At 60.4% G+C, this 22,296-nt stretch carries 11 protein-coding genes and 5 pseudogenes; 5 read left to right on the top strand and 11 right to left on the bottom strand.

Translation table 11 applies throughout. From position 1 onward, the window contains the following. Positions 1-58: 58 nt before the first annotated feature. The 5 genes and pseudogenes from JCM25146_RS07190 to JCM25146_RS07170 all read right to left on the bottom strand — a co-directional run bounded on the left by JCM25146_RS07190 (position 59) and on the right by JCM25146_RS07170 (position 10,869). Positions 59-1,612, bottom strand: coding sequence for an efflux transporter outer membrane subunit (locus JCM25146_RS07190; RefSeq protein ID WP_025826912.1), 1,554 nt, complete (start codon positions 1,610-1,612; stop codon positions 59-61). Continuing rightward, positions 1,613-4,916, bottom strand: a pseudogene (locus JCM25146_RS17955) (efflux RND transporter permease subunit). Next, a pseudogene (locus JCM25146_RS17950) lies at positions 4,913-8,090 on the bottom strand (efflux RND transporter permease subunit). The pseudogenes JCM25146_RS17955 and JCM25146_RS17950 overlap by 4 nt, the downstream one beginning before the upstream one ends. Further along, positions 8,087-9,294: pseudogene (locus JCM25146_RS17945) on the bottom strand (efflux RND transporter periplasmic adaptor subunit). Before JCM25146_RS17945 ends, JCM25146_RS17950 begins: the two co-directional pseudogenes overlap by 4 nt. A gap of 180 nt (positions 9,295-9,474) precedes the next feature. Beyond that, complete coding sequence (locus tag JCM25146_RS07170) at positions 9,475-10,869, bottom strand: MFS transporter (RefSeq protein WP_025826910.1); 1,395 nt, start codon at positions 10,867-10,869, stop codon at positions 9,475-9,477. Between the two features lie 112 nt (positions 10,870-10,981). Here JCM25146_RS07170 and JCM25146_RS07165 point away from each other — a divergent pair, with 112 nt between their 5' ends. The 3 genes and pseudogenes from JCM25146_RS07165 to JCM25146_RS07155 all read left to right on the top strand — a co-directional run bounded on the left by JCM25146_RS07165 (position 10,982) and on the right by JCM25146_RS07155 (position 13,140). After that, positions 10,982-11,287 (top strand): CsbD family protein, encoded by a 306-nt coding sequence (locus JCM25146_RS07165; protein ID WP_025826908.1) that lies wholly within the window; start codon positions 10,982-10,984, stop codon positions 11,285-11,287. A 125-nt stretch (positions 11,288-11,412) separates the two neighbouring features. Beyond that, a pseudogene (locus JCM25146_RS17940) lies at positions 11,413-12,040 on the top strand (ribonuclease HII). Continuing rightward, positions 12,037-13,140 carry a site-specific DNA-methyltransferase gene (locus JCM25146_RS07155; RefSeq protein ID WP_025826905.1) on the top strand — a complete coding sequence of 368 codons (1,104 nt, stop codon included), beginning with the start codon at positions 12,037-12,039 and terminating at the stop codon, positions 13,138-13,140. The pseudogene JCM25146_RS17940 and the gene JCM25146_RS07155 overlap by 4 nt, the downstream one beginning before the upstream one ends. A gap of 72 nt (positions 13,141-13,212) precedes the next feature. Here JCM25146_RS07155 and JCM25146_RS07150 read toward each other — a convergent pair whose 3' ends face one another. The 6 genes from JCM25146_RS07150 to JCM25146_RS07130 all read right to left on the bottom strand — a co-directional run bounded on the left by JCM25146_RS07150 (position 13,213) and on the right by JCM25146_RS07130 (position 20,743). Further along, a complete protein-coding gene (locus JCM25146_RS07150; protein ID WP_035372173.1) occupies positions 13,213-13,806 on the bottom strand; it encodes an ankyrin repeat domain-containing protein in 594 nt (197 codons plus the stop codon). A gap of 68 nt (positions 13,807-13,874) precedes the next feature. After that, positions 13,875-16,025, bottom strand: a complete 2,151-nt coding sequence (locus tag JCM25146_RS07145; RefSeq protein WP_025826901.1) for a hypothetical protein — start codon at positions 16,023-16,025, stop codon at positions 13,875-13,877. Then, positions 16,022-18,781: a DUF4159 domain-containing protein gene (locus JCM25146_RS07140; RefSeq protein WP_025826899.1), complete on the bottom strand. Its 2,760-nt coding sequence runs from the start codon at positions 18,779-18,781 to the stop codon at positions 16,022-16,024. Before JCM25146_RS07140 ends, JCM25146_RS07145 begins: the two co-directional genes overlap by 4 nt. 10 nt (positions 18,782-18,791) lie before the next feature. Further along, positions 18,792-19,145, bottom strand: coding sequence for a DUF58 domain-containing protein (locus JCM25146_RS23635; RefSeq protein ID WP_051544112.1), 354 nt, complete (start codon positions 19,143-19,145; stop codon positions 18,792-18,794). Next, positions 19,096-19,773 (bottom strand): DUF58 domain-containing protein, encoded by a 678-nt coding sequence (locus JCM25146_RS23630; RefSeq protein WP_051544110.1) that lies wholly within the window; start codon positions 19,771-19,773, stop codon positions 19,096-19,098. The genes JCM25146_RS23635 and JCM25146_RS23630 overlap by 50 nt, the downstream gene beginning before the upstream one ends. Positions 19,774-19,777: 4 nt before the next feature. Beyond that, a complete protein-coding gene (locus tag JCM25146_RS07130; protein ID WP_025826898.1) occupies positions 19,778-20,743 on the bottom strand; it encodes an AAA family ATPase in 966 nt (321 codons plus the stop codon). 244 nt (positions 20,744-20,987) lie between these two features. On the opposite strand from JCM25146_RS07130, the pseudogene JCM25146_RS21315 reads away from it, so the two are divergent. Beyond that, a pseudogene (locus JCM25146_RS21315) lies at positions 20,988-21,496 on the top strand (DUF1285 domain-containing protein). A gap of 70 nt (positions 21,497-21,566) precedes the next feature. After that, the coding region (locus JCM25146_RS21310) for a CCA tRNA nucleotidyltransferase (RefSeq protein ID WP_148299005.1) at positions 21,567-22,296 on the top strand (730 nt) is incomplete at its 3' end.

Below are 22,296 nucleotides of genomic sequence, written 5' to 3'. Positions count from 1 at the left end.
CGGGGCAATGGCTCCGGAGGTTTTTTGTTGGGCACTACCCAGACTTGGCAGAATGGGGTCAGTTTTTGTTCTTCTGTATAAAAGAGGGCAGGAACGGGTTGTCCGTTTGCATGGACCCTTTGCTGGGCAGTTCGGATGCATCCCACCCACCGCCAAGTGCCTGAACCAGACTGACGGAATCCAGAATGCGGCTCTGCTGGATTTGCAGAGCCGTCTCGGCGTTGGACAGGGCAGTGACCTCGGCGGTAATAACGGTCGTGTAAATCTGGGTGCCAGCCATATACTGGTTGAATGCGACTGTAACCGCCTTGTTTGCGGCCTCCAGCGCAACGTGCTGCTGCTCTGCCTGATCGGCCAGAATACGCAGGTTGGAGAGTTGGTCTTCCACGCCTTGCAGAGCGGTCAGAACGGTCTGGCGGTAGGTGGCTACGTAGGCATCATAGTTGGTATCTGCCTCACGGACCGCAGCGGTACGGGCTCCCCCTTCGAACAATGTTTCCGTGGCTGACGCACCAAGGCTCCATATCCGGTTTGCGACCTGCACAAGAGCGCCAACAGGGTCCCCACTATAGGAGTAGCTCGCTGTGAGCTTTACGTCAGGGTAAAAGGCGGCCATGGCCGCACCGATCTGTGCGTTGTATTCTTCCATCCGGCGCTCTGCTGCCGCAATGTCCGGGCGGCGTTGGAGCAGGGTGGCTGGCACCATAACCGGAATGGCCGGAATGGCGCGTGGCAGAGTTCCATGCGGGATGGACAGGTCCGCAGGAGCCTTGCCGACAAGAACGGCAATCGCATGCTCATACTGCGCGCGGGCTATGCCGGTCGCGGTGGTTTGCGCGCGGGTCTGTTCGAGTTGTGTGCGGGCCTGTAGCAGGGTGGTCGGGTCTGCTGTGCCGGCATCATACTGGTTTTTGGTAATCTGGTAGGACCGCTCATAAAACGCCACGTTTTTGTTCAACAGGTCGTATAGACTGTCCTGATACCTTAGGTTGAAGTAGGCCGTGGCCAACTGCGCCTGATAGGACAGGCGGGCATTGGCCAGATCTGCGGCAGAGGCCTGAGCCTCGGTCACCTGTGCCTGTATCTGGCGGCGGATCTTGCCCCACAAATCCAGATCCCACGACGCGGTAGGCCCCATGGCATAGGTGTTTTCGGTCGTGTTGGAGGGCGTGGAGGATGTGCTTGAGCTGCCATCGCTCCCGTAGTTGATAATGGTGCCACTCGAGCGCGACCCACGGCCAGAACTCTGGCGGTTGAACGAGAGTGCTCCGCTGAGTGTGGGGTAGAGTTGCGCCCTTACGGCATTAATGGTGGCGCGGGCGTTACGGTAGCGTGCCTCGTACTGAATGATGTTCTGGTTGTTGATATCCACCTGTGCCTCAAGGCTGTTCAGCACGGGGTCGTTGTAGAGTGTCCACCATGTGCCTTTGGGCAGGCTGGCCATGCCTGGAGCTGTGTATTGCCACCCAACGGCCGGGCGCAGTTCCTTGAAGCCAGGCGAAATAATGGGAGTTGGTGCCTTGTAGTTAGGCCCGACCATACAGCCTGTCAGAATAACAGGGGCCAGCAGCAAGGACAGGTTACGGGAACGGGAAGAGCGGGAAGAAGGCATTCAGCTATCCTGCCTGAAACTGCGGAAAAACGGAAACGAGCGAATAAAGGAACCAGCACGTGCCTGCCATCTATCGAACATCAGATAAATAACAGGAGTTGTATAAAGCGTAAGCGCCTGACTGACGATAAGCCCGCCAACAATGGCAATGCCCAGCGGGTGCCGTAACTCCGCACCATAACCGTTGGCGACCATAAGGGGGGCGGCACCAAGGGCGGCTGCGACCGATGTCATCATAATCGGGCGGAAGCGGAGCAGGCAGGCGGTGCGAATGGCGTCATGGGGGCTCATGCCCTGTTCGCGCTCGGCCATAATGGCAAAATCGACCAGCATGATGGCATTTTTTTTAACAATGCCAATCAGCAGGATCACCCCGATCAGGGCAATGAGGGAAAACTCCTCCCCTGCCAGTTGCAGGGCCAGCAGTGCGCCCACCCCGGCCGAGGGCAGGGTGGAGAGAATGGTCAGCGGGTGTACGTAGCTTTCGTACAGCACACCCAGCGTAATATAGACCGCCACAAGAGCTGCCAGAATAAGCAGCGGTTCATCATTGACAGCTTTTTGGAACTGGGCGGCATTACCCGCAAAGCTGCCGTGAATGGTGTTGGGCATATGCAGGGTGACCTGTGCCGTATTGATGATCTGCGTGGCCGTTCCCAGAGATACACCCTTGGCCAGATTGAACGAGAGCGTTGCCGCAACTGCCAGCCCCTGATGGTTGACTGACAGCGGTGTGCGGCTAGGCACCAGACGGGTAATCAGGGTCAGCGGGACCATGGCCTCGGATGCGGTGCTGACAGCCGAACCGTTGGAGGCCCCGGCTCCCCCGGCCAGAGCATTGGCAATCTGGTTTTTAAAAGACAGCGAACTCTGGGTGGTTGCCGTGCTGCTGGTGGCACCCGTGCTGGACGTGTCGCGGACTCGAACAGTGTTTGACTTGGTGCCCCCACCAGCAGAGCCACCGGCCACACTGACCCATACCTGCATCAGGCTTTGGGGGTCTGACCAGTTTTTGGGGTCGGCTTCCATGATCACGCGGTACTGGTTCAGCCGGTTATAGATCACGGAGGCAGCGCGCTGGCCAAATGCATCGTAGAGCGTGTTGGAGAGAAGCTGAGGGGTGATGCTGACACGGGCGGAGGTATCGCGGTCGATTTCGGTGCTGATGGCAGAACCACCAAGCTGAACATCGGAGGAGAGGGAGGTCAGCTCAGGGTGGCGGCGCAGCTCTGCAAGCAGGCGGTCTGTCCATTCGTATAGCTCGGAGGAGTTTTCTCCCTCCAGCGTGTACTGGTAGGCGGCATTGCTCTGTCGGGCGCCAGCACGGATGGCACCGGGCTGCATAAGAAAAAAACTGGCCCCGACCAGATTGCGCAGCTTGCGGTTAACGCGGGCGATCAGATCAGTTGGTGTGTCATTGCGTAGGGATTTGTCCTTGAGCTGCAAGAACAGCCCTGCCTCGTTGGAGGAGCCACGGCCACCGATAAAGGAAGACACACTCTCCACGTCCCGGTCGTGCATGAGAATATTCTGCACATTGGTCAGTTTTTTGGCCAATGCCCCAAAGGAGACTGACTGGTCCCCCTGAAGGTGCCCCATAAGCATGCCGGTGTCTTCTACCGGAAAAAACCCCTTGGGCATGAGCATGAACAGGGCGGCTATAAGGGCCAGTGTGCAGGGCAGGCTGAGCAGCACGGTCTTGTGGTAACGCAGGGCAATGTCAAGCGAGCGGGCGTAGCCTGACTGCATGCGGTCCAGAAAAAGGGTTATGGCAGCAATGGCGTGGCGCATCAGCCGCTGGAGCTTGCGGTGTGCTGGCTCGTGCCATGGGGGGCCAGCAGGTAGGCCGCCATCATGGGTGTAAGCGTCAGGGAGAGCACCATGGAGATAAGAATGGTGATGGAGACCGTCATGGCAAACTCATGGAACAGACGGCCCGCAAGCCCGCCCATAAGCAGAATGGGTAAAAAGACGGCAATCAGGGAAATGGAGATGGAAATAACCGTAAAGGCGACCTCACTACTGCCTTTTATGGCCGCATCCCGTGGGGTGAGGCCCTGCTCAATGTAGCGGGCAATATTTTCCATGACCACAATGGCGTCATCCACCACAAAGCCGGTGGAAACCGTAAGCGCCATGAGTGACATGTTGTCGAGCGAAAAGCCAAGCAGGCGCATGACGCCAAAAGTCGCCACAATGGAGGTGGGCACTACCACGGCGGGTATGAGCGTCATGCGCCATGAGTGCAGGAAGAGCAGCACCACCAGCACCACCAGCACGACCGAGATCAGCAATGTCAGCTGCGTATCTGTCAGGGCTGCGCGGATGGTCAGTGACCTGTCCAGCCCTACATGCAGTGCCACCCCGCCGGGGAGTGCGGACTTGAGCATGGGCATTTCGGCATTGATCTGGTCTACCGTGTGAATCACGTTGGCCCCAGCCTGGGGGAACACAACGGCAATGACGGAGGCCTGACCATTGTAGTACCCCGCATTGCGCAGGTCTTCCACGCTATCTTGTACCTGCGCCACATCAGCCAGCCGTACGGGGCGGTTTTTGCGCCATGCAATAATCAGGTCGCGGTAGTCCTGCGCGGTGCGCACCTGATCGTTCGTGTCCAATGTGTAACGCGTGCCATTCTGGTCAATAATGCCTTTGGGTGTGTGGGCATTGGCGGAGGCAAGGGCTGCGCGCACGTCCTCAAACCCGATCCCGTATTTGAAAAGGGGGAGCGGGTTTATTTCCGCCCGGATGGCAGGCAGCGCACTCCCGCTGATTTCGACCTGACCCACACCCTGTATGGCGGACAGGTGCTGTACCAGCACATTGGTTGCGTAGTCATAGAGTTGGGGGCGGGTGTGGGTGTCTGACGTCAGGGTCAGGATAAGGATGGGCGCGCCATTGGGGTTGGCTTTGCGGTAGCTGGGGTTCTGCCGCAAGGAGGAGGGCATGTCCGCGTGGGCGGCTTGCAGGGCGGCCTCCACATCGCGCGCAGCGCCGTTAATATCGCGCGAGAGGGCAAACTGGAGCGTAATGCGCGTGCTGTTCTCGGTTGACTGGGATGTCATTTCTGTAACATCGGCAATCTGGCCAGATGCCGCTCCAGCGGGGCGGCAACAGCGCTTGCAATTTCCTCCGGGGAGCCACCGGCCTGCCGGGCCTGAACCTGAATGACCGGAAAATCCACATTGGGCAGGTCGGCTACCGGCAGGCCGCGGTAACCCAGAAGTCCCCCAAGGAACAGGGCTACACTCAGCAGAATGGTGGCGACAGGCCGGTCAATAAAAATCCGGCTGATGTTCACGGCACGGCTTGCCCGTTAGGGGGCGAGCCTGTGCTGGCATGGCGCAATCTGCTCCATTTTTGCGCCCATGTATCCAGCGTCAGGTAAATGACCGGGGTTGTAAACAGCGTCAGCAACTGGGAGAGGGCAAGCCCGCCAATAATGGCCAGCCCCAGCGGGTAGCGCAGTTCAGAGCCTGTTCCGTGTGAGAGCACCATGGGTACAGCCCCCAGCATGGCGGCAAGAGTGGTCATGAGAATGGGGCGAAAGCGCAATGTGGCCGCTGTGCGGATGGAGCGCAGGCTGTCCATCCCATGTTCGCGCTCCGCCTCCAGTGCGAAGTCGATCATCATGATGGCGTTTTTCTTGACAATGCCAATCAGCAGCACAATGCCGATAATGCCCATGATGTCCAGATTAACACCTGCCACCATCAGGGTCAGTAGCGCGCCAATGGCGGCTGATGGCAAGGTGGAGAGAATGGTCACAGGGTGGATGAAGCTCTCATACAGGATGCCCAGCACAATATAGACGGCAATAATGGCCGCTGCGACCAGAAACAGCTCATTGCTGAGCGAGCCCTCGAATGCTGCGGCTGTGCCCTGAAACGAGGTCTGGAAAGCGGAGGGGAGGTGAATGTCCTGCTCCGCACGGCGGATGGCGGCCGTGGCATCTCCCAAGCATAGCCGGGCGCAAGGTTGAAGGAAATGGTCGTGGCCGGGAACTGGCCAAAATGGGTCAACAGCAGGGGGGCTGTCTCCTGTGTGACTTTGGTCACGGCAGGCAGTGGCACCAGCCCGGAGGTGGGCGAACGTGTGGGGCCGGACGTGCTCTCCCCCGCATTACCGCTGATGCCGGGCAGGTAAAGCTGGTTGAGCGAAGACAGGTTGGACTGAAAGCGCGGATCAGCCTCCAGAATAACGCGGTACTGGTTGGACTGCGTATAGATGGTGGAAATCTGGCGCTGGCCAAAGCTGTCATACAGCACGTTATCTACCGTCTGGGGGGTGACTGAGTAGCGTGCCCCTGTGGCGCGGTCGAGTGTTACGCGTGCGACCAGCCCCTCGGCCTGAAGGTCCGATGTCACATCGGCCAGAGCGGGCTCACGCTGCAAGCGCTCGATCAGCTTGGGAACCCAGACCTTGAAGGCGTTATAATCCGGGTTTTCCAGCAAAAACTGGTATTGCGTTGCAGAGACCGTGGTGTCGAGCGAGAGGTCCTGCACAGGCTGGAGGTAGAGCTTTATGCCAGTAACCTGCGCGGTCTCCTGCTCCAGCCGTGCGGCAATTTCGGTAGCGGAGGAGGAGCGGCTGTCATGCTCCTTGAGGTTGATAAGGAAGCGGCCCTGGTTGAGCGTTGCATTCTGCCCGTCCACCCCGACAAAGGAGGAGAGAGAGGCCACATCCGGGTCCTTGAGAATAACGCTGGCCAGTTCCTGCTGATGCACCTTCATGCTCTCGAACGAGATCGACTGCGCGGCAACAGAAATACCCTGAATAACCCCCGTATCCTGCACGGGGAAAAACCCCTTGGGAATATACCAGCCCAGAACACCGGTGAGCACCAGTGTGCCAACAGCGACGCCCAGAGTAAGCTTGCGCCATTGCAGCACCACGTCAAGCATGCGGTCGTAGGCGGCAATCAGTCGTTCGGTTGCGGTTTCCATCCGGGCAGACCAGCGCAGGAACGGTGTTGCCGCAGCCCCTGCGTCATGCGGGCGTTCGGAGAGAATACGCGCACACATCATGGGTACGAGTGTCAGGGACACTACGGCAGACAGGATAATGGTGGATGCCAGCGTCAGTGCAAATTCATGGAACAGGCGGCCCACCACATCACTCATGAACAAAAGCGGGATCAGCACCGCAATGAGCGATATGGTCAGGGAGATAATGGTAAAGCCAATTTCCCCTGCACCTTTGAGTGCGGCGCTCATGCGGTCCTCGCCCGCTTCCACATAGCGCGAAATATTCTCGATCATCACAATGGCATCGTCCACCACAAAGCCGGTGGCGATGGTCAGGGCCATGAGCGACAGATTGTCGAGCGAGAAGTCCAGCAGATACATGATGGCCAGCGTGCCGATAATGGAGAGTGGCACGGACAGGCTGGGAATAATGGTGGCAGGGATATTGCGCAGGAATACAAAAATAACAGCCACAACCAGCACAAGTGCAAGGAACAGCTCGAACTGCACATCCGCCACGGAGGAGCGTATGGTTGTTGTGCGATCAGTCAGGGGGACAATGTCAATTCCCGGCGGCAGGGTCTGGCGCAGGTGGGCAGGGTGGCCTTAACATTGTCCACCACGGCAATAACATTGGCACCGGGCTGGCGCTGCACGTTCATGATCAGGGCCGGGGTCTGGTTGGACCATGCGGCAAGCTGGGTGTTTTCCGGGCCGATCACCACGCTGGCCACGTCACGTATGCGCACGGGTCCGCTGCTCTGGTAGGCGATAACCTGATTAAGCAGCATTTCGGGGCTGGTAATCTGGCCATCCACCCGCAGTGTGGCCGAGCGTTGCGCACCGTCAAACGTACCCGTGGGGGAGTTGACGTTGACATTGCCAATTGTGGTGCGCAGCGTATCAAGGTCAATACCGTAGGACGTCAGCTTGGGAACATTGACCCGCACCCGGTAGGCCTTGCGGTTCCCGCCTGAGAGCGTGACAAGCCCTACGCCCGAGATCTGGCTGATTTTTTGGGCAAGCCTTGTATCCACATAATCTTCCACCTCCGGCAGGGGGATGGTGGCGGAGGTAATGCCCAGTGTCAGCACGGGTGTGTCCGCCGGGTTGACCTTGGCATAAACCGGGGGAGCGGGCAGGTCGGTTGGCAGCAGGGAGTTGGCCTGATTGATGGCGGCCTGCACCTCCTGCTCCGCCACGTCCATGGACATGGAGAGGTCAAACCGCAAGGTAATGACCGATGCCCCGCCAGAGGAGCGGGATGTCATCTGGTCCAGACCGGGCATCTGGCCCAACTGGGTTTCCAGCGGTGCCGTGACCGAGGTCGCCATAACATCCGGGCCAGCGCCGGGGTAGAATGTTTCCACCGTAATGGTGGGGTAATCAACCTGCGGCAGGGCGGAAATGGGCAGAAAATGATAGCCCAGCAACCCGGCCATAAAAATGGCCAGCATCAGCAACGTGGTTGCAACGGGCCTACGAATGAAAATGGCAGATGGGTTCACGGTGCGGCATGGTCCGGTGTGTGGGAGGAAGCCGCAGCGGGGATACTGACCTTGATGCCAGCCCGCAAATGGTCTGTGCCGTCAGTCACCACCCGGTCCCCTTCCTTTAACCCGGAGGTGACAACGCTGAGTGTACCGTTGGAAATGCCCGTGGTTACGGGCTGTACGCTCACCGTGTCATCATCCTTTACAACATAGACAAACAGGCCGGAGGGGCCGGTCTGCACAGCCGTTGTGGGCAGGAGCAGCACGTGGTCCAGTGTTTTGACCAGCAGGCGCGCATTGACAAACTGGTTGGGGAAGAGGTGTTCGTCCTCATTGGGAAAAATGGCGCGCAGGCGTACGGTGCCAGTGGCTGTGTCTATCTGGCTATCCAGTGCGCTGACCGTGCCGTCCGCGATTTTTTGCGTGTTGGAACTGTTCCAGGCCGAAACAGACAGGGCCTTGTGTGCCTGCAACTGCGAGAAGACTTCTGGCAACTGGTCCTGCGGCAGTGTGAAAATGACCGAGATCGGCTGCATCTGGGTTAATATTGCCAGTCCACCGGACTGGCCTGCAGTTACATAGTTACCCTGATCGACGGCGCGGATGCCAATGCGCCCATCCACAGGGGCAATGATGTGGCAATAAATCAGTTGCAGCTTCTGGTTATCCACCAGTGCCTGATCGGCCTTGACCGTGCCTTCCAGCTGCTGGACCGTAAACTGCTGGTCACGGGCGGTTTTGGCGTCAATACTGTCCTGCTTTATCAGGCGCTGGTACCGTCCGTTGTCCACGCGGGCCTGCTCAAGCTGGGCCTTGGCCTGTGCAAGCTGACCTTCGTACTGTTCCAGTTGTACCTGATAGGGGCGGGGGTCGATCAGGGCGAGCAGGTCACCTTTGTGCACATGCTGCCCTTCCGTAAACAGCACCTGCGCCAGATAACCTTCCACACGAGTTTGCACGGTTACATTGGTTATGGGCACAACCGTACCCAGTTCAGTCAGTTCCACGGGCATGTTGCTGCATGGACTGTCTGCACGGCTACGGGCTGATTCTGGCTGGCATCAGCTGCGCTATGGCGCGTCTTGTGGCTTGCATGCGGGCGCAGAAAAGCAAAGCCCAGAATGCAGGCGGCCACCAGTGCGCCCCCTGTCAGGAGCAGGCGTTTTCTGGAGGAACGCGGTTTGGAAGGGGCGGTCGAGGGCGGAGAATTATCGTCCATGAGGTGCGCTATTCGTTAACCTAAGTTGCGTCAGAAAATGCAGGGGAACGCTGTGCATAGGGGCACCCTGTTTTGTGGGAATCAACTGTGCGGAACTCTGCGCACAAGTGCAAGCCTCCTCATTGGAGCCGTGTGTAAAATAACATTTCTTCATGTAATCTGTGCGTTAAATCCGCGCAGTTAGCGGTGGTTCCCGCTCATGTTGGCCCCGGCTGAAGGCGAAAGTGTGGCGCACAGGGGGACGGCAAGTAGGGAGATAACCCCGGTCACAACAAACCCCAGCGCAAAATCCGTCATGTTTGCAGGGGTGTTGTGGTGCAGCTTGCTTAAAAGTGTCAGTGTGCCCGCTGCGATGCAGATACCGGCGGAGAGCATGATCTGCTGCATGGTGGAGTACAGGCTGGTGGCCGCACTCATCCTATCAGCAGGAATATCCGCATAAGCCACTGTGTTATAAGCCGAAAACTGGAGCGACTGCGCAGCCCCCGCCAGTGTGAGCACAAGAGAGAGCAGCCAGAGCGGGTAGGTGGGGCGGAATGCCGCGATCATGGCAAAAACCAGTGCGGCGGAGGAGCCGTTGGCCATAAGAATGGTGCGAAAGCCCCAGCGCTTGAGCAGCGCGGGTACAAAGGGGCGCATGGCAATAGCCCCAAGGGGGGCGACAAATGTGACAAGCCCGCTCTGTGCCGCACTCAGCCCAGCCCCGATCTGGAGAAAGGAGGGGAGCAGAAAAGGCAGGGAGCCCACAGCAATGCGTGAGGCAGCTCCCCCGAACACGGAGATGCGGAAGGTCTGAAAACGCATCAGCCGCAGGTCCAGCAAGGGGAAGGGTGTACGCCCCGCGTGGTAGGCGTACACGCCAAGCAGGGCCAGCCCCACGCCCAGAAAGCCCGCAACCAGTGCGGGCGAGCCCGTACCGTGGCTGAACAGTTCGGCAAAAATGGACAGGACCGCCAGCCCGCCACCCGCAAGCAGAAGCCCCTTGAGGTCAAATGGCGGAGGGCTTGGCTCGCGCACTTCGGGGATAAAGCGGTAGGTCAGGAACAGTCCGAGCAGGCCCACGGGGATATTGAGGTAGAAGTTCCACCGCCATGTCAGCCATGTGGTGATGTACCCCCCCACCACAGGCCCCAGCAGCGGGCCAAGGGTTGCTGGCAGCATCATCCACGTCATGGTGCGGACAAGCTGGTCCGTGGGGGTGCTGCGGATAACCGCAAGACGGCCCACAGGTACCATGAGTGCTCCCCCAATGCCCTGAATTGTGCGCATGATGGCAAGGAAGAGCAGGGAGTGTGCGGTGCCGCAGAAAATGGAGCTGCCCACAAAAATGCAGATTGCCAGCATAAGCAGTGTACGGCTGCCCAGGCGGTCCGCCAATGCGCCCGATGCGGGAATGAAAATAGCCAGTCCGATAATGTAGGATGTCAAGGCAACGGATGTGGCGACCGTATCCACGTGCAGGCTGTGAGCAATGGCTGGCAGGGCGGTTGCCAGAATGGTGCCATCAAGCTGTTCCATAAAAAACATGGAACCAACAATGAGTGCGGTCAGTTGTGTGGAGGTCGGAGAAGGCATGCCTAGTCAGAGACGCGTTTTTGCGGTCTGATGCAACAGGCGATCGTGCAGATCTCCGGTCGCTCTCATGCGCGGACCGTTACAAAACGGTTCAGAAAAGGAGAAAGTCGTCATGGCTAAAGATAAAATCGACACTATCGAAAACAAGATTGAAGCCAAAGTCAGGGACGTTCAGGGACATGTCAAGGATGCCGCTGGCGGTCTGACGGGTGACATCGGCCTTCAGCTTGAGGGAAAGTTCGATCAGTTCGCAGGGCATGCGCAGGAAGATTTTGCCGACCTGTATGAGGAAGGTGAAAGCGCTGTAGAAAAGGCGGTCACCTTTGTGCGCGATAAGCCTTTGCTTTCATTGGGAATTGTTTCGGTTGTGGGGGTGCTCCTCGGCTGGCTTTTCTTCCCCCGTCGTAGCCGTTCCTGAAAAATCATTTGACCGGGACTCTTGCGCACCCGGGTAAAAAAATGCTTCTCCTTCCCTACGGAGTCGCAATTGCTGCGACTCGGTAATTTTAACCGAGTCGTTTCAAGCGGCAGGGAAGGGATGCAATGCCGGATTTCAGGCACGAACAGCAGCATGGCGGCCTGGTCGCCGGAGTGGATGAAGTGGGCCGTGGCCCGCTTGCCGGTCCGGTTGTGGCTGCCGCCGTGGTGTTTGCCTGCGGCGTGCCTGCCGACCTTGCCGCCATTATTGATGATTCCAAAAAATTAAAACCCGCTGTGCGTGAGTCCATAGCCGAGCGCCTGCCCCATGTGCGGTGTGGCCATTGGCGTGGGAGCCGCCTCCACGGCGGAAATTGACCGTATCAACATTTACCATGCGTCACACCTTGCCATGCAGCGCGCGGTGGCGCGTCTGCCGGTCAGGCCGGACCATGTGCTGGTTGACGGTAACAAAATTCCAGATTTCGGGTGCAGTGCGCAGGCCATTGTTGGTGGAGACGGGATCAGCCTGTCCATTGCCGCGGCCTCCATTATGGCCAAGGTGGTGCGTGACCGCATTATGGCGCGGCTGGATATGCGCTGGCCCGACTATGGATGGGAAAAAAATGCAGGCTACGGCACGGCGGTGCACCGTCAGGCCCTGCTGCACGCTGGTGTGACCCCGCACCACAGAAAAACATTCGGCACAGTGCGCCGACAGATGGAACATTCGAAAACGGAGATGCGGGCATGAGCGGCGCAAAAGCACTTTCCATGGACCTCCCACTGGACCAGATCCTGCGTGGCGAATGTGTGGAGACCATGCGCACCCTGCCTTCGGGCTCTGTGGACTGCATTTTTGCTGACCCGCCATACAACCTCCAGCTGCGTGGGGAACTCCGTCGCCCGGATGACAGCGTTGTCGATGGCGTGGATGATGACTGGGACAAGTTTTCTGACCTGCAGGAATATGACCGCTTCACGCGTGAATGGCTGAGCGAGGCCCGCCGCCTGCTGCACAAGGACGGCACAATCTGGGTCATTGGCTCGTACCACAACATTTTCCGTCTTGGTGCCATTTTGCAGGATCTGGGGTTCTGGATTTTGAACGATGTGGTCTGGCGCAAATCCAACCCGATGCCCAACTTCCGTGGGCGGCGTTTTACCAATGCGCACGAAACACTCATCTGGGCTGCCCGCAGTCAGGATAGCCGCTACCGCTTCAACTATCAGGCTATGAAGGCGCTGAATGATGATGTGCAGATGCGCTCGGACTGGTACCTGCCGCTGTGCACGGGTAATGAGCGGCTGCGTAATGAGCATGGGCTGAAGCTCCACCCCACCCAAAAGCCAGAGAGCCTGCTCCACCGTGTGCTGCTGGCTTCCACTACGGTGAATGACGTTGTGCTGGACCCGTTCTCCGGTTCGGGGACAACAGCGGCCATGGCCCGCCGTTTGCGTCGCCACTTTGTGGGCATTGAACGCCACCCTGACTACGTGGAGGCCGCCATGGCCCGCGTTGCGCGTGAGGTGCCGCTTGATGATGACGCCATACAGACAACGCAGGACAAGCGTGAAGCCCCCAAACTTCCCTTTGGTAGTCTGGTTGAGCAGGGCGCGCTTGTGGCTGGTACGGTCCTGAGCGATAAAAAACAGCGGATTCAGGCAACTGTTGCAGCCGATGGCACACTGGTCAGTGGCGCCAAGCGTGGTTCAATCCATAAAATGGGTGCCATGTTGACCAATGCCCCTTCATGCAATGGCTGGACGTTCTGGCACTTTGAGCGAGAAGGGGTTCTGCTGCCGCTTGATGTGCTGCGGCAGGAAAGTCTGGCGGCAACTGCCAGCCAGTAAGGTATTATAATATAGAGCAGACGATTGAACGGGGGCTTGTGGCCCCCGTTATTGTATCTGGCGTAAAGTGCCTTAGCTGCCGCCAAAACCCAGAAAGCCGATGGAAGGCTGCGCGGCTCCCCCAGTATGGTCATAGCGCGGGTCATGCGCTTTGCTTTGTGTGTCGTCCTCAATATCCGCACTGCCGCTGCTGACGTGCAGGCCAGAGGTGCTGACTGTGCCCACACTGTCATTACCCGGTGTGTTGCCGGAATTGCGCAGGGATAAAAGCAGGAAGGTAATCGGGTTGCGGTTCAGGTCGATGGACATGTCCAGTGGGGTTTGGCCCAGAATGTTGTGCCCGTTCAGGTCCGCGCCACGGTTGATGGCATCACGCGCGGAGGACACACTTCCCCGGTTTATGGCTTCAAACAGTGCGACCGTGGGCTCAATATCCTTGTTGGGGTGCCCCCCGCCTTCACCTGCTTCATCATCCCCACCTTCCGCACCGGGAATGGCGGTGGGTGGGGCTGCGCGTTTGGCGGCCTTGGCGCTTTCCGCCTTTTCAGCGGATTCCGATGCGGCGGCCTGATCTTCGGCCTCATCAGCAAAAGCCGGAACCACCACAAGCAGGGTAAGGCTGCTGAAGAGCAGAGCGGATGAAACAAGGCGTGGAAAACGGGTCATTGTCTGTCCATCAATACAGGTAGTCTACAGCCTATCACACCCCATGGAAGGGGAAAAGACGGCCCTGCCTATCGGGTTCGGCCTTCACGCCACCAGGCGGCAAACAGCAGTATGAGTGCAAGCGCCATGGCAAGTGGGGCGGGGAGCAGTGGTATGGGCGTTCTGCCGGTAACCAGATGCGCGTCCCTCTTGGCAAAAGCCAGCCAGTCTGCCCCGTGCAGCGCGCCAGAGCTGGCGAGCCGAAGGGTAGGGACATGCATGCTGGATGGTGCGTCACCCAGCCAGAACACACCGCCTCCGGTTTTGTCAGCCATATCGGCCACTCGGCTTGCCGTGGCGCGCAGGTCCGTCATTTCATGCGTGTTGTCCTGCTCGGGGGCGGCGTAGGTTGTGTGGGTACCATCGCTAATGCGCCAGATGCCGGATTCTGTTGCGGGTACGTGCGCTGTCTGTGTTCCCTCGTCCTCGCCAGCATGCAGGGCAACGGTGCTGCTTTGCCCTGATGGTGCTGTCAGCGTGACAGAGGCCGGGGCAGGCGTGCCAACACTGTGGCGGGTTATGCTCAGCGTACCATCGGCTATGCCGGCGCTCAGCTGCTCTTCCTCCAGTTCCGGTTCCTTCATCAACCAGTGCGAGATACGGCGGAGCAGCTCGGCCTGAGGGCCGCCTCCATCCTCCCCGCGTGACCAAAGCCATATCTGGTCGGAGAGCAGGAGGGCGATCCGCCCTTTTTCCACCCGGTCCAGCACCAGCAGGGGGCTGTTGTCGGGGCCGTTCATCAGCACCTCACCATGTGTGCTGTCAGGATGGAGGGCGCGGTACCATGGCCCCCACAGGCCGGGAACGGACTCAGGGCTGTTCAGGTCCGCCCCGGCTTTTGGCGCACCGGGGAGCGAGGCCGTAACCGGGTGCCTGCGCCCGGTGTCGGTCAGGGTCGGGCGGAAGCGGCTGACAAGCACGCTGTCCTGCCCCGGAGTAACGTGGGCTGGCAGAACGTCACCCACGGGCGTGTCCTGCAAGGAGCCGGGGCCAATAAATTCGGGTCCGGCAGTCAGCAGTAGCCCGCCCCCCTGCCGTACGAAGCTGGCTATGTTTTCCAGATAACTATGTGGAAGGATGTGCCTGTTTTCAAAGCCATCAAGAATAATCAGGTCAAACTGGTTGATCTTTTCTTGGAACAGTTCGCGCACGGGAAAGGCGATGAGTGCCAGATCAGACAGCGGGGTGCCGTCGTCCTTTTCGGGGGGACGCAGAATGGTAAAGTGGATCAGGTCAACCGAAGGGTCAGCCTTGAGCAGCCTGCGCCACACCCGCTCTCCCTGATTGGGGGTGCCGGAAATCAGCAGAACCTTCAACCTGTCCCGTATGCCGGTAATATGGGCCACGGTCTGGTTGTTTAACTGCGATGTCTCTCCCTCCAAAGGGGAGGCGGACAGGCTGACAAGCAAAGGCCCCGGCTGTGTGACGGGGATGGTGATGTCCTGCGCAGTGCCACTCAGGAGCGAAATGTGCCGGGTCTCTTCCCCATTCACCCGTATGCTCAGGTCCACGGGGGTGCCAGCCTGTGTGCCCGGCCCCATGTCATCAACCTGTACGCGCAGTTTGGCGGTCTGGCCTGCTATGGCGTAGGGCGGGGCTTGCAGAATGCTCAGCTTGCGGTCTTTTTCCTCTCCGTGTGCACTCAGCAGGATGTGCAGGGGCAGGAGCGTTCTGCTGCCATTGTCCTGCATGGGGCGCAGGCGCTCGGGCACTGTTGCTGGCACGTCCGTAATCTGGCCGTCCGTTACCATCATGGCGCCAGCAAAGCGGGCGGGGGGAATGTCTGCTGCCGCCTGCTCCAGTGCGTCAAACAGGTTTGTGCCGTCATGTGCGTTGCTGCGCACGGTTACGGTGCGTATGTCCAGCCCCGCAACCTTGCTCTGGGCCAGTACATCGGCGGCCTGCCGTGCAATTGCTGCGCGCTGGCCAAGAGACATGGAGGCAGACTGGTCCACCACCAGCAGGGCGGTCTGCGGTAGGCTGCGCCGCTGCTCATGGTAACGCTGTGGTCCGGCAAGCCACAGCAGCACCACACCTGTTGCACACAGGCGCAGGACAGCGCCACGGCTCCGGCTAAGCAGCCCCCATCCGCACAGGGCTACAGCCCCAAGGCCCAGTATGGCCAGCAGCCATAGGGGCAGCAGGGGGGCAAAGCCAATGGTGGTAAAGAGGGCGCTCATGGTTTGTCCTCCAGCCGTTTGAGCAGCATGGGAACATGCACCTGATCTGCCTTGTAGCTGCCCGTCAGGGCGTAGATCACGGTGTTCAGCCCAAACCTGTAGGCTTGCAGGCGCTGGTCGCTGCCGCCGGGAATAACGGCAAAAGGTGTATTGCCTGCGTTATCTACTGCCCATGCATGCGCCCAGTCCGCCGAGCCGATAATGACCGGGCTGACATCATCATTCTCCGCGTCTCCTTCCTTGGCGACCCATATAGGCTGCCCTGCATATCGGCCGGGAAAGTCATGCAGAAGGTAAAAAGTGTGGGCCAGCAGATGGTGGTCGGTCATGACCACCAGAGGGGGAATGACCAGACCAGCCGTAACCCGGCGCAGGGCTGCTGTGGTGCCGGGGGCATCGGCGGCAAAGGTTGCATCGGTGCTGTTTGTGCCGTCCTGTCCTTGCGTGTCTATCAGCAGGATGCCGCCATGGGCCATAAAGGTGTTGAGCGCTGCTGTCATGGCGGGTGTGGTGGTGGCGTCCGCGGTAATAGGCCAGTACAGCAGGGGGTAGTAAGTCAGGTCATCCGTGCCGGGGTGCACGCCATCGGGGTGGCCCATGACGGCGGAGGTGCGGGCGTTTACAAAGTCGGACAGGCCCTGCAACCCCGCGCGGGAGGCTTCGTCTACATCCTCATGCCCGCTTACAATATAGCCCAGCCGGGTTTCCAATGCGGCTGCGGGCACATGTGCCTGCGTCGTGGCATCCTGCGTTTGGGCGGTGGAAGGGGTTGCGTACAGTGCGCCGAGCAGCGCAAGCAGGGTGGCTGCCCTGCGTGGAGCAACAAGCCTGCCCGTACGCATAAGCCCGACAAGCACACCGTCCAGCAGAGCAAGAAGAACAGACCCCAGCAGGCAGTAACGCCCAAGAGGCAGGTCCGGCCTCTGGCCGGATGCATCCGTCAGGGTACCCACTGGCTGTGCTGCTTGCAGGCCCTGCATGCCAGCTGCAGCGTTAAGGGCCCGGCGCCCGTCCGGGGGACCATACAGGCCCGGCGGATGGATGGGAGAGACTACGGTGCCGGCCAGTGCCGTACCCTGTATGGCACGCGCGGTGGGAGGGGGCGGCCCCGCCATGCCCTCGCCATCCAGCGTTATGGCAGGGGCCAGCAGCGTTGTGTCGGCTGGGGTGCTCAACCCGTTGGCGTGTTCGGTCAGGCGTTGGAGCATGGCAACAAACAGGCCCGACAGTGGCAGGTTTGACCAGTCTGCCGTGCTGCTGACATGGAACAGAACAACCTCACCACGCCCCAGTTCCATATGGGTGACAAGTGGTGTGCCATCGGCCAGCCGCGCCCAGACATGCGCGCCCAGGTCTGCCGAAGGACTGGCCAGCACCTGACGGGAGACTGTGACATCAGCCGGAATGCTCAGGCCGCGGAATGGGGATGTCTGCTCAAACGGTGCCAGATGCTGTGGGGTGCCCCATGTCATGGAGCCGCCAAGCTGGCGGGCACCATCAAGCAGGGGAACGGGCAAAAGGTCCCGCGTTGCATCCTGTGGCGTGGGGGCGCTGGTATCCGCATCACGCTGGCTGCCTGCTAGGGCGGGTCCTGCAAAGCGGATGAGCATGCCACCGTTTTTTATCCAGTCCTGTACGGTTTTCTGGCTTTGTGCTCCGGCCAGAGTTCCATCTGGTGCAATCAGTACGGATAGAGGGCGGGCCAGCAAGGCATCCAGCGTTCCCTCATGCAGGTCGGACAGCGGAGCAAGTGCGCGGCGGAGGTAGAAAATGGAGCCGATCAGCGGTGTGTCTGCCCCGCCGCTGGATAGCAGGCCAACGGGGCGCAGGCGCGTGTTTTCGTCCAGCAGCACGGTGGTGGCGGCACTTGCCACGCCCTGAACATTCAGCGTGTCTATGCGGTTGCGCACGGCTATGGGCAGGTTGATCTGCACATCCGCCTGTGTGGCGCTGGCGGCAAGCGGCACGGGCACAACGGCAAGTGTGCCACCATCCGTTGTGCGGGCAGCAACATGCACAAGGCGTGGCTGGGGGGAGGGCAGAAGTAACAGACGCGCCAGTGCTCCCCCTTCCGCCGCCGGGGTGCTGGGGGCCAGCGCCATGCTGTTCTGTGGTGCAAAGCGGATTTCCTGCACCGTGCCATGTGCGCGCAGAGCTTTGGCAAAGCTGTCCCCATCGCCTTGGGCTATGCCGTCTGCCAGATACACCACACGGGCGAAAGGTGTTTGGGGCAGGTGCTCAAGCTGCCGGGCTGCACGTGCCCGGTCTACAGGCCAGGGGCTGGGGTGGAGGCTGTTGAGCATCTGCCGCACAACAGCGGCGGGCTGAAGTTCTGGTGCAGTGGACGGAGCTTCCGCCTGAGGGGCGGTGGTCAGCACAAGCAGGCTGGACTTTGTACGCTCGGCATCGTCCACAATGGATTGTGCCGCATTCAGGCGTTCGGTCCAGTCTTGTGCACTCCACATGCCATCATCCATGACCAGCAGAACAGAACCGCTGGCCACAGCCCCATTATGGCTGCCGGGAATGAAGGGGCGTGCAAACCCCACAATAAGCAAGCCTGCGACCAGAAGGCGGAGTAACAGCAGCCATGGTGGGGAGCGTGCGGCTTCCGTCTCCTTCGGGTGTAGCCGGGACAGGACGGTAACGGGGGGAAAAACCTGCTGGCGCGCGCGTGGTGGCGTTGCGCGGAGCAGCCACCACACCAATGGCAGGCAAAGCAGGGCAGAGAGCAGCAGAGGGAACTGGAAGATCATACGCGTTGGCTCATCTGGCGTGGAGCGCCAGCAGCGTGGGGAGTGGTGCCATATCGGTCTGGTGGCGGGTGAGCGTGTGGCCAGTCCGGCCTATGGTCTGTTCAAGCCACCGGGCGCGGGCGGTTACCAGATTTGTGTAGTCGGCCCGCAGGCTCTGCACATGCGGCAGTTCCAGCGTGGGTTCGTCCTCCAGACCAGAAAACTCGGTGCGGCCGGAATAAGGGAGTGTGTTCTCCGCCGGGTCACTGATGTGGAGCACATGGGTGCGGACGGGATGGGCTGCCAACTGGCGCAGGCAGTCATCCAGTGCCGCATCAGGGCAGAGCAGGTCGCTGGCAAGCAGCAGGCGGGCGTGTCGGGGCATGAAGGGCCGGGGTGGGCAGGGCAGCAGGTTGGGCGGGACTGCTGGTAGCCAGCCCGCAAAGCCCAAGGGCCAGCCGCTCCAGAGCCGAAGGTGCCGGGGGTAGGGGCACAATCTGCGGGGGACAGGAGCTGAACCCGCTCCCCATTGCGCAGCAGCAGGGCGGCCATGCCCAGTAGCAGGAGGATGGCACGGTCAAGCTTGCCGGGCAGGGCCTTGGCAGAGCGCACTGCATGGAGCCTGAAAGGTCACACCAGAGCAGGATTGTCTGCGCGGCTTCTGCCTCGGTTTCGCGCACATGGGCGCGGGTGGTGCGGGCGGACTGCCGCCAGTCAATGCGGTTGGCGGGTTCACCCGGCTGTGCAGGGCGGTACTGCCAGAATGTATCCCCCCATCCCGCACGGCGCTGTGGGTGCAGGCCGGATGCCAGTGTTGTGGCCATCTGGCTGGCATGGAGCAGCAGGTCGGGCATACGCGTGGCCAGAGCCTGTGCCGCACAGGCTACGTCCGCTGTGGCCACTGGTGGGCTGGTTGTGGCGCTCCCTGTCGTGCGTGGTCCACCGGCTGCGGGTTTTTCCACGCCGTAAAACCAGCGCAACAGGGTGTTTGGCAACAGTCTGGAGCGGCTCACGGGGTCAGCCCAGCGTCTTGACCAGCCGGGCCACAATATCTTCCGTTGTCACGCCTTCGGCCCGTGCGGCAAAGGTCAGCGCCATGCGGTGGGCCAGTACGGGGCGTGCCAGTGCGGCGACGTCATCCAGTCCGGGGGAGAGCCTGCCATCGAGCAGCGCACGTGCACGGCTGGCCAGCATGAGCGTTTGTGCAGCACGTGGGCCGGGGCCCCATGCAATCTGCTCACGCAAGGTGGCGTCGGGCGTGCTCTGGGGGCGGGCCGAGCGGACGAGGTGGAGAATGGAATCCACCACTTTTTCACCCACCGGCATGCGGCGGACCAGCGCCTGTGCGAGCATGAGCGTCTGTGCGTCCATGACCTGCCTGGCCTGCTGCGTCTGTGCGCCGGTTGTGGCCAGCAGCATGGCACGTTCGGACGCGGCATCGGGGAAGGTCAGGGCAATCTGGAGCATGAAGCGGTCAAGCTGCGCTTCGGGCAGGGGGTAGGTGCCCTCCTGCTCCATGGGGTTCTGGGTCGCCAGCACGTGGAAGGGTTGGGGCAGCGGATATTCCACCCCGGCAACGGTTACGTGGTGTTCCTGCATGGCCTGCAACAGGGCGGACTGGGTGCGTGGGCTGGCCCGGTTGATTTCATCCGCCATCAGCAGTTGGGTGAACACGGGGCCGTGCACAAAGCGGAAGCTGCGGTGCCCGTTGGCATCCTCGTCCAGAATCTCGCTGCCAGTAATGTCGGAGGGCATCAGGTCGGGGGTGAACTGAACGCGCCGTGCGTTCAGCCCCAGTACGGTGCCAAGGGTGTTGACCAGCAATGTTTTGCCCAGACCCGGAGCCCCGACAAGCAGGGCATGGCCACCAGCCAGAACGGTGGTCAGGGTCTGGCGGATAATCTGCTCCTGCCCGAAAATGAGGGTTGAAATTTCCTGCTGGACGGCGGCAAGCCGTTCACAGATACGATCTGCCTCCCGCACTTCTGGGGGGAGGAGGGCTGTTGTGCCGGAAACGGTGCGTCTGATGTGGTCATGGATCCAGTCTGAATTACATGCAGGGCTTACATCAAGCGGGGTAAGCTCCCTATATCATTGTGCACAACACAAGGACACGTATTAACAGGATGGTGAGTCAGTGAAAGGTGAACAGGCAGCCAGTGTGCAAGGCCTTTCGTGCCACGATAAGCATGGGACCGATACCCCTGAGGGAGCGGAAAACAGGCGTCTGCCTTTTTTGATCAGGCGGGATGGCACATGGCTTTACCGTGGGTCAGAGATCAGGCGTAAGGCCATGTCCTGCCTGTTTGGCTCCCTGCTGACGCGGAACGCACAGGGGGCTTACCTGCTGCGCACCCCCTTTGAGAGCGGACTTATTGAGGTAGAGGACGTGCCTTTTCTGGCGGTGGAGCTGGACTGGAGCGGCATGGGGCGCACGCAGCGCCTGAGTTTTCGCACGAATATGGACGAGTTGGTGGTCGCAGATGCCGAACATCCGATTCGGACTGTGTGGGATATTCCCCCCGAAGCCTGCCCCGAGGGATGCCCCCCTTATCTGACCATCCGCGCAGGGAGGGTGCATACCCGCTGGAGGCACGCCTGTCGCGCGCTGTGTGGTACGAGCTGGCAGCTCTGGCAGAGCCGGGGGCCTGTCAGGGTGTGCCCTGCATGGGGGTGTGGAGCTGTGGCAGCTTCTTTCCCATCGCGCGTATGGTGGTGGACGGTTGTGGCGGATAAGCCGCTCATCAGCCAGCTTGAACCGCGCCAGCAGGCTGCGCTTGCGCTGCTGTGGTCGGTACTGCCTGCCATGCGTCTTGTGGGCGGCGTTGTGCGTGACTTGCTGGCGCAGCGCCCGATAGCCGATATTGATCTGGCAACGCCCGAACCACCCGAGCAGGTCATGCAGAACCTGCGCGCGCATGGGGTGCATGTGGTTGCAACCGGGCTGCAACATGGCACCGTAACCGCCGTGCTGGATGGCGCGCCCTACGAGATTACCACCCTCCGGTGTGATGAAAAAACAGACGGCAGGCATGCCGTTGTGCGCTGGACGCAGGACTGGCGCGAAGACGCAATGCGGCGGGACTTCACCATCAACGCCATGTCATGCGATCAGGCGGGGGTTCTGTATGACTATTTTGCAGGGCAGGCTGATCTGGCGGCAGGGCGTGTCCGCTTTGTGGGCGATCCTGCCCTGCGTATTCATGAGGATGCTCTGCGTATCCTGCGTTTTTTCCGGTTTTATGGGCGCTATGGGCAGGGGGAGCCAGACCCGCAGGCGCTCGACGCCATAACCCGTGGCGTGGCTTTGCTGGATGGCCTGTCGGTCGAGCGGGTGTGGATGGAACTGCGGCGGATTCTGGCAGGGCCGAATGTTGCCGCCATTGTGCGCCTTATGGAGCAGGCAGGTGTTCTGGCCCGTATTCTGCCCGAAGGTTACACCTGCGACAGGTTTATAAGACTGCTGGCCGCAGGTGCGCCGGACAATGCCCTGCTGCGGCTGGCCGGGCTGAGCCGGAATGCCCCTGCCACCGCCC

It is taken from the genome of Acetobacter okinawensis JCM 25146 (genome assembly GCF_000613865.1).
GTDB classification, from domain to species: Bacteria; Pseudomonadota; Alphaproteobacteria; order Acetobacterales; family Acetobacteraceae; genus Acetobacter; species Acetobacter okinawensis.
This window is presented reverse-complemented; position numbering and strand designations above follow the sequence as displayed.

What these genes read in the sequence shown, in the direction of transcription:
- JCM25146_RS07190 (WP_025826912.1), bottom strand. Translation starts at nt 1,612, where the DNA reads ATGCCTTCTTCCCGCTCTTCCCGTTCCCGTAACCTGTCCTTGCTGCTG.
- JCM25146_RS07150 (WP_035372173.1), bottom strand. Translation starts at nt 13,806, where the DNA reads ATGACCCGTTTTCCACGCCTTGTTTCATCCGCTCTGCTCTTCAGCAGC.
- JCM25146_RS07170 (WP_025826910.1), bottom strand. Translation starts at nt 10,869, where the DNA reads ATGCCTTCTCCGACCTCCACACAACTGACCGCACTCATTGTTGGTTCC.
- JCM25146_RS23635 (WP_051544112.1), bottom strand. Translation starts at nt 19,145, where the DNA reads ATGCCCCGACACGCCCGCCTGCTGCTTGCCAGCGACCTGCTCTGCCCT.
- JCM25146_RS07140 (WP_025826899.1), bottom strand. Translation starts at nt 18,781, where the DNA reads ATGATCTTCCAGTTCCCTCTGCTGCTCTCTGCCCTGCTTTGCCTGCCA.
- JCM25146_RS07165 (WP_025826908.1), top strand. Translation starts at nt 10,982, where the DNA reads ATGGCTAAAGATAAAATCGACACTATCGAAAACAAGATTGAAGCCAAA.
- JCM25146_RS07145 (WP_025826901.1), bottom strand. Translation starts at nt 16,025, where the DNA reads ATGAGCGCCCTCTTTACCACCATTGGCTTTGCCCCCCTGCTGCCCCTA.
- JCM25146_RS07155 (WP_025826905.1), top strand. Translation starts at nt 12,037, where the DNA reads ATGAGCGGCGCAAAAGCACTTTCCATGGACCTCCCACTGGACCAGATC.